Annotated in this window: 18 protein-coding genes; 17 read left to right on the top strand and 1 reads right to left on the bottom strand. The window is 45.9% G+C overall.

The genetic code is table 11. From position 1 onward, the window contains the following. The first annotated feature begins 30 nt into the window (after positions 1-30). The 5 genes from NOM90_RS02635 to NOM90_RS02615 all read left to right on the top strand — a co-directional run bounded on the left by NOM90_RS02635 (position 31) and on the right by NOM90_RS02615 (position 10,331). Positions 31-288, top strand: a complete 258-nt coding sequence (locus tag NOM90_RS02635) for an NAD/NADP transhydrogenase alpha subunit (protein ID WP_255940520.1) — start codon at positions 31-33, stop codon at positions 286-288. Positions 289-332: 44 nt separating this feature from the next. Beyond that, positions 333-4,079 carry a dynamin family protein gene (locus NOM90_RS02630; protein WP_255939794.1) on the top strand — a complete coding sequence of 1,249 codons (3,747 nt, stop codon included), beginning with the start codon at positions 333-335 and terminating at the stop codon, positions 4,077-4,079. 196 nt (positions 4,080-4,275) lie between these two features. Further along, positions 4,276-6,693, top strand: a complete 2,418-nt coding sequence (locus NOM90_RS02625; protein ID WP_255939791.1) for a putative bifunctional diguanylate cyclase/phosphodiesterase — start codon at positions 4,276-4,278, stop codon at positions 6,691-6,693. Between the two features lie 290 nt (positions 6,694-6,983). After that, the gene (msrA, locus tag NOM90_RS02620) at positions 6,984-7,967 is read left to right on the top strand and encodes a peptide-methionine (S)-S-oxide reductase MsrA (protein WP_255939790.1); all 984 of its coding nucleotides are present in this window, start codon (positions 6,984-6,986) and stop codon (positions 7,965-7,967) included. Between the two features lie 126 nt (positions 7,968-8,093). Then, positions 8,094-10,331, top strand: a complete 2,238-nt coding sequence (locus NOM90_RS02615) for an AraC family transcriptional regulator (protein WP_255939788.1) — start codon at positions 8,094-8,096, stop codon at positions 10,329-10,331. Positions 10,332-10,401: 70 nt separating this feature from the next. Here the strand turns inward: NOM90_RS02615 and NOM90_RS02610 are convergent, their stop codons facing one another. Beyond that, a complete protein-coding gene (locus NOM90_RS02610) occupies positions 10,402-11,292 on the bottom strand; it encodes a carbohydrate ABC transporter permease (RefSeq protein WP_255939786.1) in 891 nt (296 codons plus the stop codon). Positions 11,293-11,661: 369 nt separating this feature from the next. Here NOM90_RS02610 and NOM90_RS02605 point away from each other — a divergent pair, with 369 nt between their 5' ends. The 12 genes from NOM90_RS02605 to NOM90_RS02550 all read left to right on the top strand — a co-directional run bounded on the left by NOM90_RS02605 (position 11,662) and on the right by NOM90_RS02550 (position 25,792). Next, complete coding sequence (locus tag NOM90_RS02605) at positions 11,662-12,534, top strand: ABC transporter permease (protein ID WP_255940519.1); 873 nt, start codon at positions 11,662-11,664, stop codon at positions 12,532-12,534. 56 nt (positions 12,535-12,590) lie between these two features. Beyond that, positions 12,591-14,114: an extracellular solute-binding protein gene (locus NOM90_RS02600; protein ID WP_255939783.1), complete on the top strand. Its 1,524-nt coding sequence runs from the start codon at positions 12,591-12,593 to the stop codon at positions 14,112-14,114. A gap of 15 nt (positions 14,115-14,129) precedes the next feature. Beyond that, positions 14,130-15,266 (top strand): glycoside hydrolase family 88/105 protein, encoded by a 1,137-nt coding sequence (locus tag NOM90_RS02595; protein WP_255939780.1) that lies wholly within the window; start codon positions 14,130-14,132, stop codon positions 15,264-15,266. 11 nt (positions 15,267-15,277) lie between these two features. Next, a complete protein-coding gene (locus NOM90_RS02590) occupies positions 15,278-16,237 on the top strand; it encodes a pectinesterase family protein (protein ID WP_255940518.1) in 960 nt (319 codons plus the stop codon). A gap of 451 nt (positions 16,238-16,688) precedes the next feature. Further along, a complete protein-coding gene (locus NOM90_RS02585; protein ID WP_255939778.1) occupies positions 16,689-18,461 on the top strand; it encodes an ABC transporter ATP-binding protein in 1,773 nt (590 codons plus the stop codon). Beyond that, positions 18,458-20,302 carry an ABC transporter ATP-binding protein gene (locus tag NOM90_RS02580; protein WP_370866555.1) on the top strand — a complete coding sequence of 615 codons (1,845 nt, stop codon included), beginning with the start codon at positions 18,458-18,460 and terminating at the stop codon, positions 20,300-20,302. Before NOM90_RS02585 ends, NOM90_RS02580 begins: the two co-directional genes overlap by 4 nt. A 182-nt stretch (positions 20,303-20,484) precedes the next feature. Continuing rightward, positions 20,485-21,675, top strand: a complete 1,191-nt coding sequence (gene purT / locus NOM90_RS02575; RefSeq protein ID WP_255939775.1) for a formate-dependent phosphoribosylglycinamide formyltransferase — start codon at positions 20,485-20,487, stop codon at positions 21,673-21,675. Then, positions 21,665-22,126, top strand: coding sequence for a GNAT family N-acetyltransferase (locus NOM90_RS02570; RefSeq protein WP_255939772.1), 462 nt, complete (start codon positions 21,665-21,667; stop codon positions 22,124-22,126). The genes purT and NOM90_RS02570 overlap by 11 nt, the downstream gene beginning before the upstream one ends. A 104-nt stretch (positions 22,127-22,230) precedes the next feature. Then, positions 22,231-22,797 (top strand): CAP domain-containing protein, encoded by a 567-nt coding sequence (locus NOM90_RS02565; protein ID WP_370866554.1) that lies wholly within the window; start codon positions 22,231-22,233, stop codon positions 22,795-22,797. Positions 22,798-22,982: 185 nt separating this feature from the next. Then, positions 22,983-23,798: a GDSL-type esterase/lipase family protein gene (locus NOM90_RS02560; protein WP_255939770.1), complete on the top strand. Its 816-nt coding sequence runs from the start codon at positions 22,983-22,985 to the stop codon at positions 23,796-23,798. Positions 23,799-23,834: 36 nt separating this feature from the next. Beyond that, positions 23,835-24,806, top strand: coding sequence for an ABC transporter ATP-binding protein (locus tag NOM90_RS02555; protein ID WP_255939768.1), 972 nt, complete (start codon positions 23,835-23,837; stop codon positions 24,804-24,806). Beyond that, on the top strand, positions 24,803-25,792 hold the full coding sequence (locus tag NOM90_RS02550) for an ABC transporter permease subunit (RefSeq protein WP_370866553.1): 990 nt from the start codon (positions 24,803-24,805) through the stop codon (positions 25,790-25,792). The genes NOM90_RS02555 and NOM90_RS02550 overlap by 4 nt, the downstream gene beginning before the upstream one ends. Positions 25,793-25,892: the final 100 nt, after the last annotated feature.

The raw sequence follows: 25,892 nt of genomic DNA, 5'->3' as shown, positions 1-25,892 counted from the left end.
CACAAAAAGAGGATGGACAGCATGAATGATATGAAATGTGTAACGGTGTATACGAACGATTTTGAAAAGTTTTCGGATATCTTTGAACAAATTTTGATCAGCGAAATTTCGGAGAGCGAAGATACCGAAGTGGAAGGCGTAACGGTAGGTCTGGTTACGGATATTCCAGAAGAGTATATCGAACAAATGCGTATCAAGCCTGAAGTTGTCGTAATGCGCGACAAAAAACGCAATATCATGATTCTGCAACACGGCAAAATCTTCGAAATCTTTATCCCGACTGTTTAAATTTAATACAAGCCTGTAGAACGGCGCTGAACCTGGAGGAGCATATGGCGGAAACGACAATGAAGTCCGGGGATCTGCACAAGAAATTAGAGCGGCTGCGTGCCGCTCTAATTTCATATGAAGATCCCGAAATTGCAGCTAAAATGGGTCAACTTGAACAAAAATGGGATCAACAAGAATTGACACTTGCTTTTCTCGGGCACTTTTCAGCGGGTAAATCCAGTCTGATCAATGCGTTATGCGGAGGGCCGTTGCTTCCGTCAGGCCCGCTTCCGACGACTGCGAATGCGGCAGTTATTCGTAACGGCGAACGCCGAGCGGAAATTACTTTGCAACAAGCCAAGCAAGCGAATGGGACTCAAAAGTTGGTTTTGGCGCCGGAAGAAATGGCAGAAGCGCTTGCCCTATATTGCAAAGACGGGGAAACATACGCAAGCGTCGAGATCTGGGGCGATATTCCGTTACTGAATCAAGGCGGAGCTTTTTTGGATACACCGGGTGTAGATTCGACCGATGCGGCACATGCTTCGGCAACCGATGCTGCGCTGCATTTGGCGGATGTCGTTTTTTATGTGATGGACTACAATCATGTGCAATCGGAAACGAATTTGGCTTTTGCCAAAAGTTTGTCCGATTTGGGGAAACCTCTCGTATTGATCGTCAATCAGGTCGACAAGCACCGCGAAACCGAGTTGACCTTTACGCATTATCAAGAAACGGTAGAACGTACCTTCGAAGACTGGCAGATCGAATCGGCGGGAATTTTATATGTCTCGGTCAAAAAGCCCCAGCATCCTTTGAGCGATTGGCACCGCTTGGTGTCATTGATCGAACATTTGTTATCCGGTCGTGAACAATTGCTGGATCGCGGTATTCATTTGGCAGCGAAAGATTTGATCGAACGGCATATTGATCGAGAACGTGAAGTTCGTTTGCTGGAAGTTCCGCAAGAAGCGGAAGAAGAAGTTAATGCTGAGCAAGCTTTGCAAACGCTTCAGTCTGAACGCGAACAATTGCTGAGCAGCGGAACCTTAATGCGCGATCAGTTGATGGCGGATATCGGACGTATTCTGGATAACGCTCCGATCATGCCTGCTTCGCTACGTGATTTAATTCAGCTTTATCTGGAATCGACAGCATCGGGATTCAAGGTAGGCGGATTATTTGGTTCGAAGAAAAAAACGGAGCAAGAACGTATAGACCGTCTGCAGACGGTCACTACAGATTTTGCAGGACGGGTTGAAGCGGGGCTTGATGTGCATGTACGCGAACGGCTTCGTGCTTTTGGGCGCGATATTGGCGTATGGGATGCCGAGCGCGAAACTTTGCTTGAGCAGGCGTTGCCGCGAACCTCAAGCGACTGGATTTCGAAGTTAGTCAAGACGGACGTCCGGTTATCGGCGGAGTACGTCATGAACTTCACCGGCGAGGTACGCGGCGAAGCTTTAAGCCGCTTCCGCAGGGCGGCGCTTGAATTTGCGGATCGGCTGCTGGAGAGCCGGAAGCCGTTGGAACAAGAAAAGCTTGCCGAGCTGGATCGGCAGATTGCGGTCACTTCCGTTTCGGCTGATGGAGCGCGCCTGCGCCGCGAGATTCGCGAAACGATGGAGCTGCGTCAGACGGAGTTGACGCAGCTGATCGGCGAAGCCGACAAGTTGCCCGCATCGCAACTTGCGATATGGGGCGAAGCACTTGGAAGCGATCTTCCGCCGAAGAAGATCGAACTCGATGTCGTCGCTGAACCGGCGACGCACGCGGGGAAGGTTGCCGATCACGTTGAGGCAACGCAGCAAGATCTGCCAAGCATCGTAGCCAATGATGCTGTAACGACAACCGAGCCGACCTTGGAAAGCTCGGGTCGCTTGAGCATCTTGCAAGCGGCGGCAGATCGATTGGATCAAGCCGTCACTTTGCTTGAGCCGTTACCGGCTTTTGCTTCGGGTGTGCGAGCAATGCGAGAACGCGAAACTTCGCTGCGAAGCGGCAAATTCACGTTAGCGTTATTCGGAGCTTTCAGTGCCGGTAAATCTTCGTTTGCGAATGCGCTGTTAGGCGACAACTTTTTGCCGGTGTCTCCGCATCCGACAACAGCGGCGATCAATCGGATTATGGCGCCTGAACAGCCAACCGATAACGGTAAAGCATTAATTGTGATGAAAACACACGATGAATTGATGGGTGACCTTGCGGACGCTTGCGAATTGTTAGGGTTGAAAGATCCGAAGCTCGGTAAATGGCGTAGCGAAGTACGAGCTTTAACGCCAGATCGTATTCATCCATCGGGCCGGGCGCATTATAGCTTTTTGCGCGCTGCGGATGTTGGATTCGATCAAGCGGAATCGCTCCTCGGTAGTGAAATACTAGCCGATTCGGAAGAGTTTCGTCTGTACGCGGCTGATGAAAGCCGAGCTTGCTTTGTCAAACGGATAGATCTCTATATCGATTCGGAATGGACACGTCAAGGAATCGTATTGGTCGATACACCGGGAGCTGATTCCGTACATGCTCGGCATACCGGAGTCACATTCGATTATATGAAAAATGCCGATGCACTCGTATTCGTCACGTATTACAATCATGCGTTTTCGCGGGCTGATCGACAATTTTTAGCGCAGCTTGGTCGAGTAAAAGGTAGCGATAGCGTCGATAAAACGTTTTTCATCGTAAATGCAGCCGATCTTGCCGATTCCGAAGACGAATGTGCGGGTGTGACCGCGCATTTGGAAGAACGGTTGCGTGCAGAAGGAATTTTGCAGCCGAGAATTTATCCGGTGTCGAGCTTGAATGCGCTCAAAAGCAAGCAGGCGTCGCCGCAATCTTCTTGGACAGCTATAGAATCTTCTGAAGAAAGTTCGATTGATCGATTTGTTGATTTTGAACAAGAACTGATGCACTTTGCGGCAGAAGAACTTGCAGGGCTTGCAGCCGCAGCGGCGGATCGGGAAATTCAAGCGGCAAGTGAAAGAATCGGTGGATGGATTGAAGAAGCAACGCAAGGCGAAGCAGAGCGACATGCACGCTTGATCCGATTGGACGAAGCTTCGATTCAAGCCAAGCAGATGATCGAAAATGCGGGGAACGCGGATAAAATGCCGGAGTTATCGCGCGAAATTCGCGAATTGCTGTTCCATGTCCGGCAACGTATCGAATTGCGATTTAACAATTGGTTTGCAGAAAGTTTTAATCCGGCAATTTTGCATGTAGGAAGTCGTGATTTGAAATCTGCTTTTCTGGCTTGCGGACGTGAACTTTCTCGGATGGTTGCGCGCGAAGTCGAAAATGAACTGTTGGCAACAGGGCTTCGGATCGAGCGTGCGGGTCAGCGAATGCTACAAGCCGGCATAGACGATGCAAGAGAGCGTCTGGCGGAACTTGGAACACCGTTCGATTTGCCTGGACAAACTGCGGATGCGACTTGGGATACGCCGGAGATTCAAGAAGTTCAGCTTGGCGGAGCTTTGGATTGGGGAACTTTATGGCATTTATTCAAAAGCCCTAAAGTGTTCTTCGAGCAACGGGGACGGGAACATGTGCGCGAAGAAGCTTTGGCGAAGTTCCGCGAAGCGTTGCAACAAATCACGGATACGACTCTGCCTAAATTCGAAGATTTTTACGGTCAACAGTTGGCGACTAGGTTGCAAGAACGGTCGCAAACATTGCTTCGTGATGCTGAAGAAGCGGCTGAAGGTCATCGTTTATCGCTTTCTGGAACACCAGATACCGATACATGGACGAATATTCAACAGAATTTGAAACATCTTGTAGATACACAAGAAGAAATTCATATATAAGTTAGATGATCTAAACTAAGCTTTAGGCAAGTAAGGGCAGGAATATTCTGTCACTTACTTGCCTTTTTATTATCGAAAATGGGTTTCGAGTCTCAATTTGCTGGGTAACTCATAAGAATAAAGACTCATGACTCTAGTCACGAAGGTTCAATTTTTAGAATCAAGTTTTTAAGTTAAGCAGGCGGGAGCGAATAACATGGATGACATTTTACGAATCCTATCACTAAACGGAATTTACTTCATCATTGCAGCGCTAGGATCAATTGTGGCATGTGTGTTGATTACGTACGGAGCGGCATGGGAGCGTTCAGAACTTCGTACGAAGCGTGTAAAAAAAAGGCAAAGGAACGTCATTTTATTAGCTGCATTGGCATTTAGTGTTGATCATATTATTGCACTTCTTTCTTTGACTCTTCCCGTTAACAAACAGTTTTATGTAGTCCATTTTCTATTTACGATTATTGGGTGTTTGGCAGCGACAACGATGGCAACACGCTACGCAATTAGACCTTCGAAAAGTTCGTCACGCTTCTTTTTAACCGGATTGATTATGGCGGTCACGATTTTGATTTTCGATTACGTGAACGTTATTTTGTTGTTTGGAAAAATAGCAGTCTGGAATCCGGATCTTGTTGCATTCACGGTAGGATTGACGATGTGTGCAAGTTTTGCTGTGATCCGGCTGCTCGCGTTATCTAATCGCAACCGCGAACATGGTCTGAATTCACGCTGGACGTTGCCAGGTATCGTATTGTGTGCGATTGCTTTGTTTGGAATTCCGATCTTATGTGTGTTGTCCGTATTGCCTTTGGATGTGTACAATCAGTTAGGAGAAATTGGAGAACAACGCGCCTTTTTACTTCCGTATCTGATCATGCTGGCAATTGTCTGCTTTTTGGTCGCGATTCCGGACGATTTTTTGCAAGTTCGGGAAAAGCTGCAAACTCGTAAAATGTTAGAGCGCGAACAACATTATATTTCGTTATACGAGCACAACCCGGACGGTGTATTTGAATTTGATCGGCAAGGCGTCGTGATGGGGATGAACCAACAGGCGGAAAGTTTAGCGAAAAAACTTGATAAAAAAGTCATCGGTGTTCGTTTCAGCGATTTGTTTACAGGCGAACAACGCCGAATTGTAGCGGAGCATGTGAAACTCGTGCTCAGCGGACGCACAGGAACTGCCGAGATTGACGTCCGGGGAGCCGACGGTCTAATGCAATCGTATGCCTTGACCTCGCTACCGATTTTCGTGGATCGTCAGATCGTAGGGGCTTACAGCATGACGAAAAATATCACGAAGCGTAAACGAGATCAAGAAACGATCCGTCATTTGGCTTATCATGATGAACTGACCGGGCTGTCGAACCGTCGTTCTTTTGAAAACACGTTAGAGCGTTATGCGAATTACGGCGGAGGAAAACCCGAGCCGTTTACGCTGTTATTTGTAGATTTGGATCGTTTCAAAAGGGTCAATGATTTCTTCGGTCATGCGTTTGGCGATTTAGTCATCAAGCACGCGGGGAAATTGATCAAACAAAGTATTCCATCCAGTGCGTTTCTGGCTCGTATGGGCGGCGATGAATTTACGGTCATTTTGCCAGGCGTATCTCGCCGCGCAGAAATGGAAAAGTGGGCAGGGCAGATCGTGGATAAATTTAGCGAACCTTTTGAAATCGGGAAACATACCGTTAAGTTATCAGCTTCTGTCGGAATCGCGTGTTATCCAGAAGACGGGCTATCCAGCGAGCTACTGACCAAATATGCGGATGCCGCGATGTATGTTGCCAAAGAAAACGGAAGTTCGCAATATCAATTTTACGATGCAGCCAGCGATCGGAGCAGTCAAGAAGAGATCTGGTTGGAACAAGAGCTGGAGTTTGCGATCGAACGCAATCAATTGCGACTATTGTATCAACCCAAATTCGATATTCGTAGCGGTGTTATTATCGGCTATGAAGCATTGCTGCGTTGGGATCATCCGGTGCATGGTGAAATTTCTCCACTACGATTTATTCCATTGGCAGAAAAAAGCGGCATGATTGTTCCTATCGAACAATGGGTGCTCCGAACGGCTTGTAAGCAAGCTAAGATTTGGCAAGATAAAAACGACACGTCGCTTCCGATTGCAGTCAATGTATCTCAGGTTCATCTTATGAAACCGGATATTTATGAATCGATTATGGAGACACTTGAAGAAATACAGTTTAATCCGCATCTGCTGGAACTTGAGATTACCGAAAGCGCGATGATGCACAATGAAGAACACGTCATCGAAATCCTCGATAAGCTCAAAGCAACCGGAATCTCCGTATCGATGGACGACTTCGGTACCGGATATAGTTCGCTCAGTTATTTGCACAGCTTGCCAATCAATTGCCTGAAAATCGACCGATCGTTTATCCGTAAAATCACCACAGATAAAGATAGCAAAGCGATTGCCGAAATGATTATTTCGATGGCGAAGCAGCTTGATCTGAAAATCATTGCTGAAGGTGTAGAGACGATTGAGCAGGTGGCGTTACTTCAAGAGCTGCAATGTTACAACGTACAGGGCTTCTACTATAGCCGTCCACTGACGCCGGAACAAATTGATCGTACCTATGTTTCCTAAATTCACAACCTGAACCTAGCTCGAACTTCGCGATTTGCGGAGTTTGAGCTTTTTATCTACCCATAAAATAAAAATTAAGGTAATGAAAAATTCATAATAGTAAAAACAAAATAAGATCAAACCCAAAATCAGAAAAAAGGGAAGACCGATCCAAATACAAAAACCATTTCAAGATCGTGTAAAATAAAAATAGATTAAATACCGATAAAGTACAAATTTTTCTCGCAGTTGTCTCACTTCCACCGTCTATATGACTCAGAGGTCTTAATATCTAACAAGGAGGCAATACGATGAGAATCGGTAAACGATTATTTGGACGATTTCAACATCAACCGAAACTGCCTGAATATTCCGATTCCCCTGTGGAAACCGCGATTTTTGCAGGCGGATGTTTTTGGTGCATGGTGTCGCCGTTTGACGAACTGCCTGGCATTATATCGATTGTCTCGGGTTGTACCGGTGGGCATACTGAAAATCCTACGTACGAAGACGTTGCCAGCGAAACGACTGGACATGCAGAAGCGGTACAGATTCTTTTTGATCCCAAGCAGTTTCCGTATTCGCGTTTACTCGAACTGTTCTGGCAGCAGATCGATCCTACAGATGCAGGCGGACAATTTCAAGATCGAGGCACATCGTATCGAACCGCAATTTTTGTGACGACGGAGCAGCAACGCAGAGAAGCCGAAGCTTCCAAACAGGCGTTGCAAAAAAGCGGTCGTTTTAAACAAAAAATCGTGACAGAAATCGTGAACGCGAGCCCATTTTATGTGGCAGAAGAAGAACATCAAGACTATTACAAACGAAGTTTCGGGCATTACCGATTGTATCGTCAGCATTCAGGTCGAGATACTTTTATTCATTCTCATTGGGACACCGATCGCGATCGAGCTATTCTTCGTGAAAAGTTAACCGAATTGCAATACAACGTCATGGTGCACGGAGAGATGGAGCCTCCTTTTGAAAATGCTTTTTGGAATCAACAAACAGAAGGAGTCTATGTCGATGTGCTCAGCGGAGATGTGTTGTTCCATTCAGAGGATCAATACGATGCCGGAGATGGCTGGTGCGCGTTTTCCAAACCTTACGATGATCATTTGGTCAAACGTCAGGGCGTGGTAGTCGATAATGAAGTCCGTACAGCTCTGGTAAGCCGTCTAACAGGGATACGGCTTGGGTATTTGCTGCATGACGGTTCCGGAGAAGAACATCTGCATTATCGCGTGAATTCGGCGGCGCTTCGTTTTATCCCGAGCGAGCCTGAACCTATATAATCCCTAAATCTAGATCAAAAAAGACGTGGTTTTACGTATAGAAGTCAAATTTAGGGTTACGAACCTGCTGATAAAAGCGTTATAATTGATCTGACTTTTCGATATTAGAAACGCTGGGGGAATTTGATGAAAAAAGGAAAAATGTTTTATAAAACGTTTATTCCGATTCTTTTGTTGGGCGTCGCTTTGGCGGTTAGTTTTGGGATCTATACGTATATTCAGACGGTTCGCTCCGTGATCGGCAGCGTTGCGGAAGAAAAGCAAAATTCAATCACGCAAGTTAAAAATAATTTGGAACAAAAAATACGCACAATTGAATACGCTTTCAATACATATAGCACGACACGATCTTTTGATCAGGTAGTCGATAATCCGATTACCGAACGTGATTTTGCGGCTTACCGCGAAGTCAATACACAATTGAATTATATTGCCACAATGGGGCTCGACGGCGCCGAATATACATTGATTAGTTTAAAACAAGATTGGAAAATCGCGAAAGGCACTTTGTCGCAGATTGATGATCAAGAGAAAGAGCAATTATTCCAACAATACATTCAAAATCGGGAAAAAGGATTGTTTTGGATCAAAACAGATCAAGGGATACGATTTGTAAATACATTGCCTGCTTTTTCTCCAACGAAAGAAGCGATTGCTTTATCCGATATTTCAGAAGCTACGCTCGATCGTACGCTGCGTAGCGACAGTGATGCGCGAGTTTTTATTCTGAACAAGCAAGGTGATCTGATGTACGATACGCAGTCAAATTCACCATTGGATACGGCTCAGCGCTCCTATCTCACACAAACGACAACAGAAGGCGAACTGCGTGGCAGAATCAATTGGAATCCGACTGATAGCGGTGCAAGCGAGCTGATCTATTCACGTTCCAACTACAATAACTGGACGTATTTTACCGTACTTGATCAAAAAGAAGTCGCAGGCGCGTTAAAAACGACGAGATACGGATTGATCGGTATGGAGCTGATTTTGATTTTGCTGATTGCTATTGTTTCTTATCTGATCGCGGCTCGTTTTACCAAACCTATTTATCAGATTACGAATAGTCTTTCGGGAAATTCGTCTTCTCCGCATCCCAACGAAGTCGATTGGATATTGTCTTCAATCAATCGTTTGCTTAGCGAAAAACAAAGTTTGGAGACGTTAGTTGAAGCCCAGCAGCCTCAATTGGAGACGCAATTCGTATTGAATCTGTTCCGAAGCCGAATTTCAGCGCATGAATTGGAACCTCAGCTTCGGCGGATCGGTTATGAACACCGCTCTTCGCGAAGTTATATGACGATGCTTGTCCAGCTTGATAACTTTGGCAAGCGCAATACACCGGATCGGGATGTGCTGTTACTTGCTGTGAACAAAATCGCCGAAGAGTTGATTCCTGTTCACCATCGGATGTTGCCTGTGATTTTGAACGATGACACGCAAGCGACTATTCTAATGTTTGACGACTACAATGAACAAGACATTCAACGTCAGACATTGGAATATGCGAAGCAGATCATCCGTGCGGTCAAAGATTATCTGAAGCTGTCGGTGAGTGTAGGGATCAGTCGTGCTTACGATGATTTATTGCAAAGCCGAGCGGCGTGCGAAATGAGTAAGCAAGCTCTTCATCAGCGCTTGAATTTAGGTAAAGAATCGATCATCTTCTACGAAGATATTGAAAGTATGCTTGCCGGTTCTGTGCTGCAATATCCGGTACAATTGGAATCCAAGTTATTCGATGCCATTCGGTTAGGGGACGAAGAACAAGTCTCGGCGGCGCTTTATCCGCTTTTGGCGGAATTTATGAAGCAAAGCCGCAATTCGATGAATCTTGAAGTCATGCTGATTCGTTTGGTGAATAACTTGATTCAATTGGAACAATTGTTAGGCATTGAAGTGCTGCTCACTCGGGATCATCATGCGCTGTATCATCGTTTGCTCCGTATCCGAAATCCGGAAGAAGTCGAACGGGTTTTGGTGGAGCAAGTCATTTTCCCGATGGTACGGAGTGTAGCCAAAAAGACAAGCGAACAATTTAGCAGCTTGTCGCAGACAATTGCGGATATTGTTCAAGAAGAATATGACCGCGAATTGTCTTTGGAGATGATCGGAGAACGTCTGCATTATAATCCGAACTATCTCAGCAGCATTTTCAAAAAACAATTCGGCATTACATTTAGCGACTATTTGATGAGCTACCGGCTCGATATGGCGAAAACCTGGTTGATCGAGACCGACCAGACCGTCAAAGAAATCGCAGAACGCCTGCAATACCATAATCCGCAAAACTTTATTCGTTCGTTCCGTAAAAAAGAGCAAGTCACGCCGGGCATGTATCGAAAGCTTCGGCAACCGATGTAAGTCTTCTACTCTGTACAAAAGAAAAGCCCCGCGCTCCTGTGATCACACAGAAGAACGGGGTTTTTGCAACTTAGCCTTTGACCGCGCCGAGTAAAGCACCTTTGGTGAAATGCTTTTGCACAAAAGGATAGGCGACCAACATTGGAACTGTCGCGACGACGATAACTGCCATCTTGATCGTTTGCGCAGGCGGGATGACATCGACGGAGGTTCCTTCGGCTTGCATGCCGCTGGATACAATTACGATCTGTCGGAGTAATACTTGGATCGGCCATTTTGCCGAGTCTGTTAAGTACAAAATAGCGGTCATATACGTATTCCAATACGTGACGGCATAAAATAAAGAAATCGTAGCAATCGAAGGTAAAGCGAGCGGCAGCATAATTTTGAAAAAGATACCGAAGTCGTTGCTGCCGTCGATCTTTGCCGATTCTTCCAGTTCATCCGGCAGTGCTTGGAAAAAGTTCCGCATAATGATGAGGTTAAACGCGTTGACCGCGACAGGCAGAATCAAAGACCAGTACGAATCGATCAGACCTACCCCTTTGACCACAAGGAAAGTAGGAATCATGCCGCCGCTAAACAAAATAGAGAAGACGACAATAAAGTTGATAAAGTTACGTCCTCGTAAATACTTGCGCGACAATCCATAAGCCATCAGAGCAGTCATTGCCATACTGACAGCTGTACCGATGACCGTGACGCCGATCGAAACGCCTAATCCTTTAAAAATGGTCGGGGTCGATAAAATGTACCGATAAGCATCTAACGAAAAGGTCGTCGGAAACAAAATGAATTTTTTCGATAAGACTTCTTGCGTCGAAGCGAACGAACTTGCGATTACATTAAGAAAAGGAACCAAGCAGATCAGAGCAATCAGAATCAAAGCCGTGTAATTAAAGAAGTTAAAAAGGTGGCTGCCAAGCGACTGTTTGCGTTTAGAAGATGAATGATGCTCCATAGATTGAACCTCCTCATGAACTGGAATACCTATCTCAACGATACCAGTGAGGCTGTATTCCGTATATAATCCGCGCCTAAGAGAAAGGGTTGCATTCGGCTCTTTTCCGGTATAATCATCAGCTCTTATGATGATCATTATAAGCGTTCGCTTCAGAAAGAAAGGCGCAACCACAAGCTTTTGTAAGCGTTATCATTTGAAGATTATATACGGAATGTGAGGCTGAGTTTAAGCTGAGGAAGCAATCGGAATTCAAAACGAAAGTGAGGTCGGTTAACGATGGCGAAGCCGGTGAGCGTGTCCGATGCGTCCCTGCTGAAGCTTGATCGTCAAAAGGTGCGTAAGCGCGGATTCAATATTCGCAAGCATATGCTGCTGTACTTGATGATCCTGCCAGGTTTTCTTTATTTCGTGGTATTCAAGTATTTTCCGATGGGTGGACTCATCATTGCGTTTCAGGACTATCAACCGTATCGAGGAATCATGGGAAGTGAATGGGTCGGCTTCAAACATTTTATTCGGCTATTTACGGAACCTACCTTCTTTATGTTGTTACGTAACACATTGGTTTTATTCGCGCTCAACATTATTTTCTTTTTCCCGTTACCGATCATTTTGGCTCTGATGCTCAATGAAGTCCGGCACAAGTTTTTCAAAAATTCGATTCAGACGATCATCTATATCCCGCATTTTATGTCTTGGGTGATTATTGTGTCGATTACCTATGTGTTTCTGACCGTGGACGGCGGGGTTGTCAATGAACTGCTTGCGGCGGTCGGGCTTCCAAAAATTAGCTTTTTAACCTCGTCGGAATGGCTACGAACCGTCTATATCGGACAGATTATATGGAAAGAACTCGGCTGGTCGACCATCATTTACTTAGCGGCGATTACAGTTGTGGATACGCAGCTTTATGAAGCCGCCGAAATGGACGGAGCGAATCGATTACGTAAGACTTGGCACGTCACGCTTCCGGCGATCCGCCCTGTCATTATCACATTACTTATTCTCAAAATCGGCAGTACGCTGGATCTAGGCTTTGAACATATGTATCTATTATTGAATTCGCTCAACCGCGAAGTAGCAGAGATTTTCGATACGTACATCTACACAGCAGGGCTTCGAAACGGTCAGCTTAGTTACAGTACAACCGTTGGATTGTTCAAAGGCGTAGTTGGATTGATTCTCGTCATGTTGTCCAACCGTCTTGCGAAAAAGATGGGAGAAGACGGCGTTTATTGATGTCCTATTGTTCATTCTTATTGAATCCTATTTCCTAAAAAGAAGGGGTAATTCCTATGAAAAACGTAGCCAAAAAAGTTCGTACAACGGGTGCTCTGCTGCTGTGTACCACGATTGCTTTATTGACGGCATGCGGAGGCGGAGCAAATCAAGCCGCGTCGAATCAACCTTATGACGAAAATGCGAAAGCCAACATCAGCTGGTTGAACATCCTGCATACCGCTTCGCCGCCGACCGATACCATTTTGAATAAACTCGAAGAAAAAACGAATGCCGATATCGAGTTTTCTTGGATTCCCGATGCTTCCAAAGAAGAACGGATCAATACGTCATTGGCTTCCGATTCGCTAGCCGATATTGTAACACTGACGATGCTGGACAATTCTTCGGTACGTAATTCGCTAAAATCCGGGCTGTTTTGGGATGTAGGGCCTTACTTAAATGAATATCCGAACCTTGCGAAAATCACGGAAGATACACGCCGCTCGGCTTCGATTGGCGGGACACTATACGGGATTCCTTTCCAAAAAGATTTGGCGAGAAATGGCGTGACGATCCGCAAAGATTGGTTGGATAAGCTGGGTTTGGAAACGCCGCGCACAACTGAAGAATTAATGGAAGTGGCAAAAGCTTTCACCGAAAATGATCCAGACGGCAACGGCAAGAAGGACACGACAGGGTTTGTCGATCGCAGCGATCTGATCTATGGAGCGTTCAAAACACTCAGTTCTTACTTCGGAACGCCCAATGTCTGGGAAGTGAGCGAAGACGGCAAAATGACTCCTGAATTTATGACGCAAGGTTACATGGATACGATGGATTACATGAAAGAGCTGTATCAAGGCGGGTATATCAACCAAGACTTCGCCGTGACGGCAAAAACCGATCAACAGCAAAAGTTCGCACAAGGACGCGCAGGCATCTATGTAGGCGCATTATTTGATAGTAAAAACTTATTGAATATGGCAAAAGGTCTGCAAGACGGAATGGAACTTGTACTGGTAAACGATATTACGTCTACAGGCAATGAAAGCGATCGGGCGATTTGGGCAGCAAACAACGGCATCGGCGGCTTGCTTTCGTTCCCAAGATCGGAAGTAAAAGACGAAGCGGAATTGAAACGCGTACTCAAATTCGTGAACGATTTGCTAGACGAAGAGTCGTATGCGCTGATGACTTACGGGATTGAAGGAACTCATTATACGGTAGACGATCAAGACGCAGCGACAATTACGAATAGTGATTTGTGGCAACAAGAAGTTCAACCGTTTGCTTCTAGCCGTCCGAAAGAAAGCGGGTACAAGATTCATGACGCTGATCCACTCAAAAAAGAATCGGACAAACTGATTGCTGAAAATGCGAAGTATGCTGTGTTGAATCCCGCTTATGCGCTGGAATCGGAGACTTTCAGCACACAAGGTTCGGAACTGCAAAAAACGATCACGGACGCCACGTACAAATACATTTTGGGTGAAATCGATCAAGATGGTTTTGAAGCTGCGGTAGAAAGTTGGAAAAAAGCCGGAGGCAGCAATATGATTTCTGAATACGAAGCCGCTTACCAAGAAACCCAATCTTAAGGAAAGGAGCTTTTTATGAATAATACAACGTTGCAAAAGCAGTCTTGGGCGATCCAAACAGCCGAAACGATCATGGAACGTCATCCGATTCTTCATGCAGGCCCGATCTATAAAGGCAAATGGTCTTACGATCACGGCGTCATTCTTAAAGGATTCGAAGCACTATGGCGTCATACCGGCGACGAGCGATATTTTCGATATATCCAGCAACAAATGGACGATTTTGTGCAAGAAGAGGGTCAGATTCGAGGATATCGTCTGGATGAGTACAATATCGACCATATCAATAACGGCAAATTGCTGTTTGTTTTGCACCGGGAAACCGGGCAAAACAAATATCGGCTCGCTGCGGATCTATTGCGAGAACAATTAAGGCAGCATCCTCGAACATCGGAAGGCGCCTTCTGGCATAAAGAAATTTATCCGTATCAGATTTGGCTGGATGGACTGTATATGGGTGCGCCTTTCTATCTGCAATACCAGATCGAATACGCTGGGGCAGAAGGGCTCGAAGATATTACGAAACAATTTTTGATCTGCGAAAAGCATACAAAAGATCCGAAAACCGGGCTGCTCTACCACGCATGGGATGAAAAAAAAGTCCAACCGTGGTGTGATCCACAAACCGGGCTTTCTCCGAGCTTTTGGGGACGTTCGCTCGGTTGGTTCGTGATGGCGCTTGTCGATGTGCTTGAGCAGTTGCCTATGGAACAGCCTGATCGACCGGAACTTGAACGGATGCTAAACGATACGTTGACGGCGCTTCGCCGTTATCAGGATCAAGCATCCGGCGTCTGGTACCAGGTCGTCGATCAAGGCAGTCGCAAAGGCAATTATTTAGAAGCTTCGGCGACTTCGATGATTACGTATGCGATCGCAAAAGGACTTCGGCTGGGCGTGTTAGATCAGACTTGGCGAACAACCTTGGATCAGGCATTTACCGGGTTGGTTCAAGAATTTGTGCTCAAGACCAAAGAAGGTTGGGTGAATCTGAACAAAAATTGTCAGGTTGCCGGATTAGGCGGAGCCGATCAACGCGATGGAACATTTGCGTATTATATGAGCGAGCCGATTATCGCGAATGATCCCAAAGGCGTAGGCGCCTTTTTGCAAGCTTGCGTTGAATACGAGTCGATGTCAGAAAGGAGCTGAATTTCTTGCCGATCTGGGTCGGTAAAGAATCATTTTGCGACTATGCCACAATCGGAGAAGCGGTAGAAGTATTAGAGCGACAGAATCCCATAGTACCGGAAACGCTATACATTTGCTCCGGGACTTACGCCGAACAGATTCAGATCCATCGCTCTTATCTTCGGATCATCGGAATCGGACAGGTGAGACTTACAATGAATCGATACGCCAGAGAAAAAGCAGATGATGGTTCAGAGATCGGCACATTTGCCACGCCTACGTTATTTCTCGGTGGTAGTCGTTTGGTTGTGGAGAATGTAACGATAGCGAATACGGCAGGGCAAGGGGAACATGTGGGTCAAGCGATCGCGCTCAGCGCTTATTGCGATCTTGCTGTTTTTCGCTCTTGTACGTTTACCGGATTTCAAGACACGTTATTTACAGGTCCATTGCCGCCTTCGACGAAGAAAGGTCGACCTTTTACCGGAATTAAGGCAACGCATCCTCATCAACAATATCGACAACTGTATCTGCATTGCCGAATTGAAGGAACCGTCGATTATATTTTTGGTGGAGCGAACGCTTATTTCGAAGGTTGCGAACTTCATAGTTTGGCTCGTACAGGGGAAGAGACAGTCGGCTATATGACCGCTGCTTCTACTCCGCAATCACAATCGTTTGGCTATATCTTTCGAGATTGTCTACTCACCGCGTGTTCGGACGTTGCTCCGGCTTCTGTTTATTTGGGCCGTCCGTGGCGAGAATATGCTCAGACCGTATTTATCAATTGCAAAAGGGGCAAACATATTCATCCGGCTGGTTGGCACAATTGGGGAAAAGATGCTGCTGAACAAACGGTCGATTACCGGGAGTATGACGAAAGTGCACGACATTATGCCTTTGAACGAGCGGCTTGGACGATCTGCGAATCGTTAGCCGATTATTCTTTATGGGAGAAAGAGTCGATTTTCGCAGACCTTCCTTTTTGGTGAAAAATCATATACCGTTTCGCTAATCGTCGACAGCTTTTTACGAAGCAAATCGATGAGGCGAAGCGGTCTTTTTTATAAAAAAGATCGATGTCGCAATATTGAAGTTTTAATGTCTTTAAAATGAATAGAAAAAAGAAACCGAAAGCGTTTTTGGAATCATCTGAAAACAAATTATCCAAAAAAAATAAAGCGTTTTCCGTTTTTTATAGCTCTAAAATTCAAAATCCTTCAAAATCGTCGAATAAACGAGAATTAGAGATCATTTGGTATCCATACTCTCGCTAGGTTCACCAATCGAATGTAGAGCCGCTTCCTTGACGAAATACGCTTTTTTACTCGCTTTGCCGGGATAAAGACATGGTGATAAACTGCATTATGCTTAAGCATTGAACCCGTACACGGAAATTGGGGAATCGATCTATAATCGACCCCGAAAACGAGGAGGAAACACATGAACGTTCTCAGGCGACTGCAAGACTATTATTGGGAGAAAAAGAGCTATATGTTCGTTTCGATTCTTTTTCTGGCCATCGCCACGGCATTAGGTCTGGTTTACCCGAAACTGCTTCAAGTCTTGATTGATGATGTCATTACACCGCGTAACTTTACTCTTGTTCCTCAACTGGCTTTGGCGGTAGTGGGTGTTGTGACGCTCAAAGCGATCATGCAATTTTTGCATGGATTTTTCGGCGCGCGTCTCGGTAACTTTTTGGCGTACCGACTGCGTAACGCTTGTTACGAAAAACTTCAATCCCTGTCTTTCCGCTATTACGATACCGCTAGAACGGGCGATTTGATGTCCCGGTTGACCGGCGACCTTGAAGCGATTCGTTTGTTTATCGGTTTCGGCTTCGCACAAATCCTCAATCTGTTTCTTATGGTCGGTTTTGGGGCAGCGATGATGCTCTCGATCAACTGGCAATTGACTCTTTTCACTCTGATTACGATTCCGCCTTTGGTTGCGGTAGCTTTACGTTTTGAATCTCGGATTCATCCGGCTTTCCAGGAAATGCGGCTGGCGCTTAGTTCGCTTACAACAGCTGTTCAAGAAAATGTGACGGGCGTACGTACGGTCAAAGCTTTTGCGCGGGAACCGCACGAAGTCGGCAAATTCTCGCTCCGCAATGATCGCTACAAAACGAATCAACTTCATGCTTCCGGATTATGGAGCCGTTATTTCCCGGTGATGGAGCTACTCGCTTCGACATGTGCTGTTCTTCTGCTTGGCGTCGGCGGTACGATGGTAATTCGCGGGACGTTGACAATCGGTGAATTGGTCGCCTTTTTCAGTCTGATCTGGTACATTATCGGACCGATGTGGGGACTTGGTTTCCATATTAACAACTACACGCAATCCGAAGCTTCCGGCGAGCGTGTCTTACAGATTTTAAATCAACAAATCGAAGTGCGTAATGATCAAGATGCGATTGCGTTAGATCCAGCGAAAACAAACGGTCATGTCACGTTTAACAAAGTCGGATTCGCTTACGGAAATAAATTGCGAGCCGTGCACAATATTAGTTTTGATGCTCCAGCCGGCAAAGTCATCGGACTACTCGGCGGGACAGGAGCAGGTAAGTCGACGATTATTCAATTGTTGATGCGTGCTTATGATGTAACGGAAGGTTCAATTACATTCGACGGAACCGATATCCGCAAGCTTCGCGTCGAAGATTTGCGAAATCAGATTGCAACCGTGTTCCAAGAAACATTTTTATTCTCTTCTACCATTAAAGGCAATATCGGCTATGGCATCGGAGACGTTCCGATCGAAGAGATCATTCGCGTTGCTAAATTAGCCAAAGCCCACGATTTCATTATGGAGATGAAAGACGGCTACGATACCGTTGTTGGCGAACGAGGTATGGGATTGTCGGGCGGGCAAAAGCAACGGATCGCGATTGCGCGTGCACTGCTCAAAAATCCGAAAATACTGATTCTCGACGATGCGACAAGCGCAGTCGATATGGAGACGGAGCATGAGATTCAAGCCGGTTTCCAAGAAGTGATGAAAGGACGGACGACTTTTATCATTGCGCACCGGATTTCTTCTTTGCGTCATGCGGATGAAATTCTTGTGATGAATGAAGGGCGTATCGTGCAGCGAGGACGACATGAAGAATTGATTGCACAGCCTGGTCCTTACCAGGAAGTGTACGAAATTCAATATGCCGATCATATTGCGCAGCAGCAAGAGCAACAAGAAGGAGGGGATCGACTGTGAGTACCCAAAGCGAAAAGTTTAATCCTAAGCTTGGCAAAAACGTGCAAAGCGATCCCAACCGAGGACGTTTCGTATACAAAGACGACGACGAGATCGACAAAGCCTTTAACTGGAAACAATTTGGCCGATTATTTTCGTATATGCGTCCTTACGCGAAACAGATGCTGCCGCTTATCATTCTCATGACGATTTTGGGAACCGTTACGAAGCTTGCTGTTCCTTATTTGACAGGTGTGCTGGCGATCGATCATGCGATCAAGCCGGGGAATCTGCCGTTGCTCTATACCGTTACAGCATCGGTGCTGGGGTTGTACCTGGTTCAATGGATTGCGAACGTTTTTCGGATCAAGTATACGAATTTGATTGGACAACGCGTGATCTATGATATTCGTTCTTCTTTATTCACACATATTCAGAAGCTTTCGTTTAACTTTTTTGACAAACGTCCGGCAGGTTCGGTGTTGGTGCGTGTCACGAATGATGTCAATTCCTTGCAAGATTTGTTTACGAACGGTGCAGTCAATGCGATGATCGATTGCGTTCAGTTGGCGGGCATTATGATTATTTTACTGTTGATCAACTGGAAACTGGGACTTGCGGTTATGATTACAGTTCCAATCATGTTCTTTATTTCGACCAAGCTGCGCCAAAAAATTCGGCTAGCTTGGCAAGATGTTCGCGTGAAAAATTCTCGGATTAATTCACATTTGAACGAAGCGATTCAAGGCATCCGAGTGACACAAGCATATACGCAAGAAAAAGAAAACATGAAATTTTTCGATGGAATGAACACCGATAGCCGAAAATCGTGGAACCGTGCTTCGACGATGAACCAAGGTTTTGGTCCATTGATCGAAATTACAGGCGGGGTCGGCTCTATGATCTTGTTCTGGTATGGCGCATTTTTGATTCAACAAGGCGAAGTTACGATAGGGCTCCTTGTCACCTTTGCCAACTATGTCGGTAACTTCTGGGACCCGATTAACCGTCTGGGTCAGATGTATAACCAACTTCTGGTTGCGATGGCGTCGTCCGAACGGATATTTGAATTTTTGGATGAAAAGCCGAGTATTGACGATAAGCCAAATGCACAGACATTGCCGAAAATTCGCGGTGATGTGAAGTTGGAGAAAGTCGTTTTCGAATATGAGCCAGGTCGTCAAGCGCTCAAAGGTATTGATATCGAAGCACAAGCCGGGCAATCGATCGCTTTGGTCGGTCATACCGGTTCGGGTAAATCGACGATCATCAATCTGCTCAGTCGCTTTTACGATGTTACAGATGGTTCGGTTAAGATCGACGGAATCGACGTAAGAGATGCCAAACTTGAAAGCTTGCGTGCCCAAATCGGAATCGTGTTGCAAGATACGTTTATTTTCTCGGGAACCATTCGCGAAAATATCCGTTTCGGCAGATTAGATGCGACTGACGAAGAAATCGAAGCGGTTACCAAAGCGGTCAAAGCCCATGAATTTATCGAAGCGTTGCCTGCCGGTTACGATACCGAAGTCGAAGAACGCGGTAACGCGCTTTCGATGGGGCAGCGGCAATTGTTATCATTCGCACGGGCACTACTTGCTGATCCGCGTATTCTGATCTTGGATGAAGCGACTGCAAGTATCGATACCGAGACCGAGCTGAGAATTCAAGAAGCGCTGAAAGTGCTGCTTGAAGGACGGACTTCGTTTATCGTTGCCCACCGTCTATCCACCATTCGCCATGCGGACAAAATCATCGTGCTCGATCACGGCGAGATCAAAGAACAAGGCACGCATGCCGAGTTGATCAGACACGGGGGTATCTATAACGGACTGGTTGAAGCTCAATTCCGTTTCCTGTAATGGCTAAAAATCGATTTTAAAAAATAGCTGAACTCGCGAAAAAGAACGTTACATTTCTCCGACAATTTTCGCGAGTTTTCGCTATTTTTTCATAAAAATTTGGGTATCCGGGGTTGCAATTCGGAGTTTGAGCAGACAAAATAGAGATAGACACACCAAAAAGCGTAGGAGTTGGTCAAACGATGTGGGGGGCTCCATTATCCGTAGACGCGAAGAAAATAATGCTTCTCGGAAGCGGTGAACTGGGCAAGGAAGTCGTCATCGAAGCGCAACGTTTGGGTATCGAATGTATTGCGGTTGATCGCTACGAAGGTGCGCCTGCCATGCAGGTCGCTCATCGCAGTCATGTGATCGATATGTTGGATGCCGAAGCGCTTCGAACTTTGATTTTGTCGGAACAACCAGACTTTATCGTACCGGAGATTGAAGCGATTGCGACACATATGCTAGAGAAGTTGGAGCAAGAAGGATTCCGTGTCATTCCGACGGCAACCGCTGCTAGATTGACGATGGATCGCGAAGGAATTCGGCGTTTGGCTGCGGAGAAGTTAGAATTGCCGACAGCTGCTTATCGTTTTGCGAACACCTTGGATGAGTTGAAAGAAGCTGTGGCTGAGTTAGGTACGCCTTGCGTGATTAAGCCGCTTATGAGCTCGTCCGGCAAAGGTCAAAGCGTACTTAAAACGCCGGAAGATGCCGAAAAGTGTTGGCAATTCGCTCTGGAAGGGGCAAGAGCGAAAAATAACACTCGAATCATTGTCGAAGCGTTTGTTCCTTTTGAAAGCGAAATTACGTTGTTGACCGTGCGAAGCGTGTCTGGAACGTCTTTTTGTCCGCCTATCGGGCATATTCAAAAAGACGGGGATTACGTTGAATCGTGGCAGCCGCATCCGATGGATGCAGCCAAACTTGAGCAAGCTCAAAAAATCGCCAAAACAATTACCGACGAACTCGGCGGTTATGGATTGTTTGGCGTTGAATTATTTTTGACATCAGACGGCGTCGTGTTCAGCGAAGTTTCTCCGCGTCCGCACGATACGGGTATGGTGACGATGGTTACGCAAGATTTATCGGAGTTTGCTTTACATGTTCGAGCGATTCTTGGACTTCCGGTTAGCGGCGCTGAGCTTCTGACACCGGGAGCTTCAGCGACGCTAAAAGCGACTAGAACAAGCAAAAATTTCAAAGTCGGCGGTCTGACGGAAGCCTTGAGTGTCCCGCGTACGCAGGTTCGGATATTTGGTAAACCGAATAGTAGTCCGGGACGTAGAATGGCCGTTGCGCTTAGCGCAGCGGAAGATGTGGAAACTGCGCGCAGTCGTGCCTGTGAAGCGGCCGGTCTGCTAAAAGAGGAGTATTCGGATGACAACTAACGTATTGGAAAAAACAGCGGACTTACGCACAGCTTCTTGCAGCGATGCGATGGTGCTGACCGAATTAATGCGGAAACTTTCTTATCCTACAACGCCTAGTGTAATGAAAGAACAATTGGAGTCGCGTGAGCACAATCCGAACTATCAGACTTATTTGGCAGAGCAAGACGGCAAAGCTGTAGGCATGATCGCACTTTACATTATTCCTCAGCGCGGAAGAGAAGAACGAATGGCACAAATCGCGGGACTGATCGTTAACGAAGATTGCCGCGGATACGGAATCGGTCGTTTGCTTGTCGAACAAGCGGAAGCTTGGGCAGTTGAATCCGGCTGTAGAGTTCTATTTTTGACCGGTATGAACCGTGAAGATCGTCTGGGCGCGCATGAGTTCTACGAACGTGTCGGCTTTGAGAAATTCGGGTACAAATTTATTAAGTCTTTACCTCAATAGATCTATTTAAATGGCATATGTCCGAAAGGTTCCGTTTTTTATAAGCGGAACCTTTTTGTTCACGGGCAAATTAAATCTTAAATCAATATGGAGGAGGAACGACGATGAACCTATTCCAAAGCAACTTTACAGAACGTAAGCAGCAACCTATACGCAAAAGTTCGGTACAATGGAAAAAGAAAGTCGGTACGTTTGCTTTAGCTTCCATACTAGCAGTAGGAGGAGTCTACAGTGTAGCTCCTACGGATCATTCTTATGCACAGACCTCTTACGAAGCCGCTTATGCCAAAGTGACGACAGACAAATCGAAGTTTACCGCAAAAGTTGTGTATTTAGTTAATTCGGAGCGGCGAAAAGCGGGGTTGAAGCCTTTAAATATCCATGCGGCTACTGCCAAAGCTTCGCGCTTAAAAGCGATCGATATGTCGAAAAAGAATTATTTTGATCATACCTCGCCGACTTATGGTTCTCCATTTAATTTGTTAAAGTTACAAAAGGTTTCGTATCGAACCGCGGGTGAAAATATTGCTCAAGGACAACGTTCACCGGAGAAAGTGATGCAGGATTGGATGAATAGCGAAGGGCACCGCAAAAACATTTTGAATCCGAACTTTACTTCTATTGGTGTGGCGTATTATAACGGCTATTGGGTGCAGTTGTTTATCGGATAAACGAAAAGAGAGTCAGCAGCTATTGTTTCAAAGAACCCCGACCTGTAATAGGTTGGGGTTCTTCATTGAAGAAAGTGCGACGTTTCATCCTAAATTCAGACCTAGTATTTGCAAAAGAGATAGTTTGCACTTATGGTAAAACATAAATGATACGCTCGACAGCTGTCTTGATAAGGAGGAACCGAATGAACTCGTGGAAATGGATCTGGCGAACGACTGCCATTTTTTCCGTTATCGCTGCTCTTTTGCTCATGATTGGTTTTGGATATGGAATTCGTAAACTGATGTTTCCTACACCTAGTCTCGTTAGTGCAGAAAGTGTCTCTCCTGCGCCGCTTACTGAACGTGCTCCTTCGACTGAAGAAGACCGTGATCGAATTGTCGCAATTGGCGATTCTTTGGCAAAAGGAACAGGGGATCTGACAGGGCAAGGATTTGCCCGGCGTAGTGCAGCATTGCTTGAACAAGATGGAAATCGAGACGTCCAATTTTTGAACAACCTTGGAATTAACGGAATGACCACGACGGAGCTGTTAGAAGAATTGAAGCAACCTGGAGTTCGCTATGTATTAAAAGAAGCGAATCTTATTTTGCTGTCGATTGGCGCGAACGACCTTTTTCAAGGAGGTGCCGCGCTACAGACTTCCGGAGGCTCACCGAATACCGCTACTTGGAATAAAGTATTACCCGAAGCCGCAAACCGGTTAGGTCAAGTGCTGGATGAATTAAGAGAGATCAATCCTTCCGCACGTATCGTATACATTGGATTGTATAATCCATTTGGCGATATTCCGTCATTGCGTCAAGAAGCGAATCAAGGCGTTACGACATGGAATACTACTATAGCTGCACGCCTGCTTACGGACGATCAGATGTTTTTCACTCCGACTTTTGATTTATTTCAACGTGATCCTGTTGCTTACTTGTCTTCTGACCATTTTCATCCAAATTCAGCCGGATATGAACGGATTGCCGAGCGAATCGTTCAAGCACTCCGTTAAAAGACGATCTAGAGTGGAAGAAAGGATGAACTTCATATGCAGCAACCGACCGATGAATATGTAATGCGTGTGCGAGATTTGAATAAAAAAATCAAACGCAAAACGATTATTCACAGTATCAGTTTCGATATTAGACCGGGCGAGATTTTTGGTTTTCTGGGACCCAACGGTGCAGGCAAAACGACAACGATTCGGATGCTTGTTGGGCTAATTAAGCCAACTTCAGGTCATGTCGAGATCTGCGGGTACGATGTGCAAAAACAGCCGGAAGAAGCGCTGAAATATGTAGGATCGATCGTCGAAAATCCAGAGATGTATCCGTATTTGACTGGATGGGAAAACTTGATGCACTTTGCCCGGATGCAAGAAGGAATCGATGAAGCCCGGATTCGGGAAGTAACCCAGCTCGTTCATTTGGGTGGACGTATTCATGAAAAAGTCAGTACGTATTCACTCGGGATGCGCCAGCGTCTAGGGATCGCTCAAGCGCTATTGGCACGTCCAAAAGTATTGATCCTGGATGAACCTACGAATGGTCTTGATCCGAAAGGCATCAAAGAAATGCGTGCTTTTATTCGCGAATTGGCTGCGGCTGGATTAGCTGTTTTTGTATCGAGTCATTTGCTAAGCGAAATTCAATTGCTGTGTGACCGGGTTGCGATTATCGGAGGCGGAAGAGAGCTTGCCGTTGGATCCGTCGATGAATTGATGGGCGCTGCGACAGATATGGTGATATGGGACGCCGAGCCGAAATCGATAGCGCTGCGTGTGCTACGCTCAGACCCTGCCATTACGATTCTGGATGAAGAAGAGACCGATACTTTGGAAGATACGGCAGCAGCGCTATTAAATGAACGTAGCATTGTTACGAAGACGCCGGAAGATCGGATCGCGGACACGCTAAACCGTATGGTAAGCGAAGGTGTATCTGTCCGTGGAATTCACCGTGTAGCGCCTACGTTAGAACGTCTATTTTTGGAAATGACGGAAGGAGAGGGCATCGAGTGAAACGCTTTTGGGCTATGGTACAAAACGAAGTCGTGAAGATTATCAAAAAAAAGCGTTTTTATATCGTCTTGTTGATTCTAGCTATACTCGTCCCGATCTTCAGTTATGCGCAGATGCGGCAATCGCTGGAGCGTCAAGAAAGTTACGGTAGCGATTGGCGATTGGAAGTGCAACAAGCGATTACCGATAATCAAAATTCGCTGAGCAGCGACCGAGTGCCGCAAGAGTGGAAAGTATATCGGCAAATCTATATTCAACAAATGCAGTATTACCTCGATCATGACGTAAATCCAAACGAACCCGGTGGTGTTACGTTCACTCGCGAATTTATTAATAACTCTGCGACTTTGTTTATTCCGCTTATGATTTTAACGATCGCTTCCGACCTGGTTTCATCTGAACGAACCGGCGGCACCATAAAAATGTTGTTGACAAGACCGGTACGACGCTGGAAAGTGTTATTGAGCAAGCTAACGGCTTTATTGATGTTCGTCTCGCTGATCGTCGTCAGTGCGTATCTGGTCTGTTATCTGATTTCCGGTGTGTTTTTCGGTTATTCCGGATGGAGTATTCCGATCTTTACCGGATTTGTACTGAACGGTTCAGATGTCGATCTGACTTATGTTCAAGCGACGCCGCAATGGCAATATTTATTGATCCAAGCTGGACTCGTCTGGTTTGTAGGCATTGTTGTCGCTTTACTTGCTTTTATGGTATCCGTATTGATTCGAAGTACGGCAGCGAGTATCGTTGTGATGATGGCTACGCTTATTTCGGGGTCGATCTTGGTCAATATGGCTTCATCATGGACAAGCGCCAAATATTTATTCATGGTGAATTTGGGATTGACTGATTATTTGGCTGGAAACCCTGCGCCTATTGACGGGATGACGTTGGGATTTTCGATTGCTGTACTTGCCGCTTGGGGAGCGGTATCGATATTCGTCTCTTTTTTCGTATTTATCAAAAGAGATGTTTTGACTTAAATTCAGCTTTGACTTAGAATGAAAAGACCAAAAATGAAAACACTTGTTTGCCTTTTTGTTCAAGAAGCAAGAACGAACAAAAAGCGAGTGCAGAGAAAGA

It is taken from the genome of Saccharibacillus sp. JS10 (assembly GCF_024436065.1).
In the GTDB taxonomy this organism is placed as follows: domain Bacteria; phylum Bacillota; class Bacilli; order Paenibacillales; family Paenibacillaceae; genus Saccharibacillus.
The sequence above is the reverse complement of the archived record's forward strand: the minus strand, read 5'-3'. Positions and strand labels throughout refer to the sequence as shown.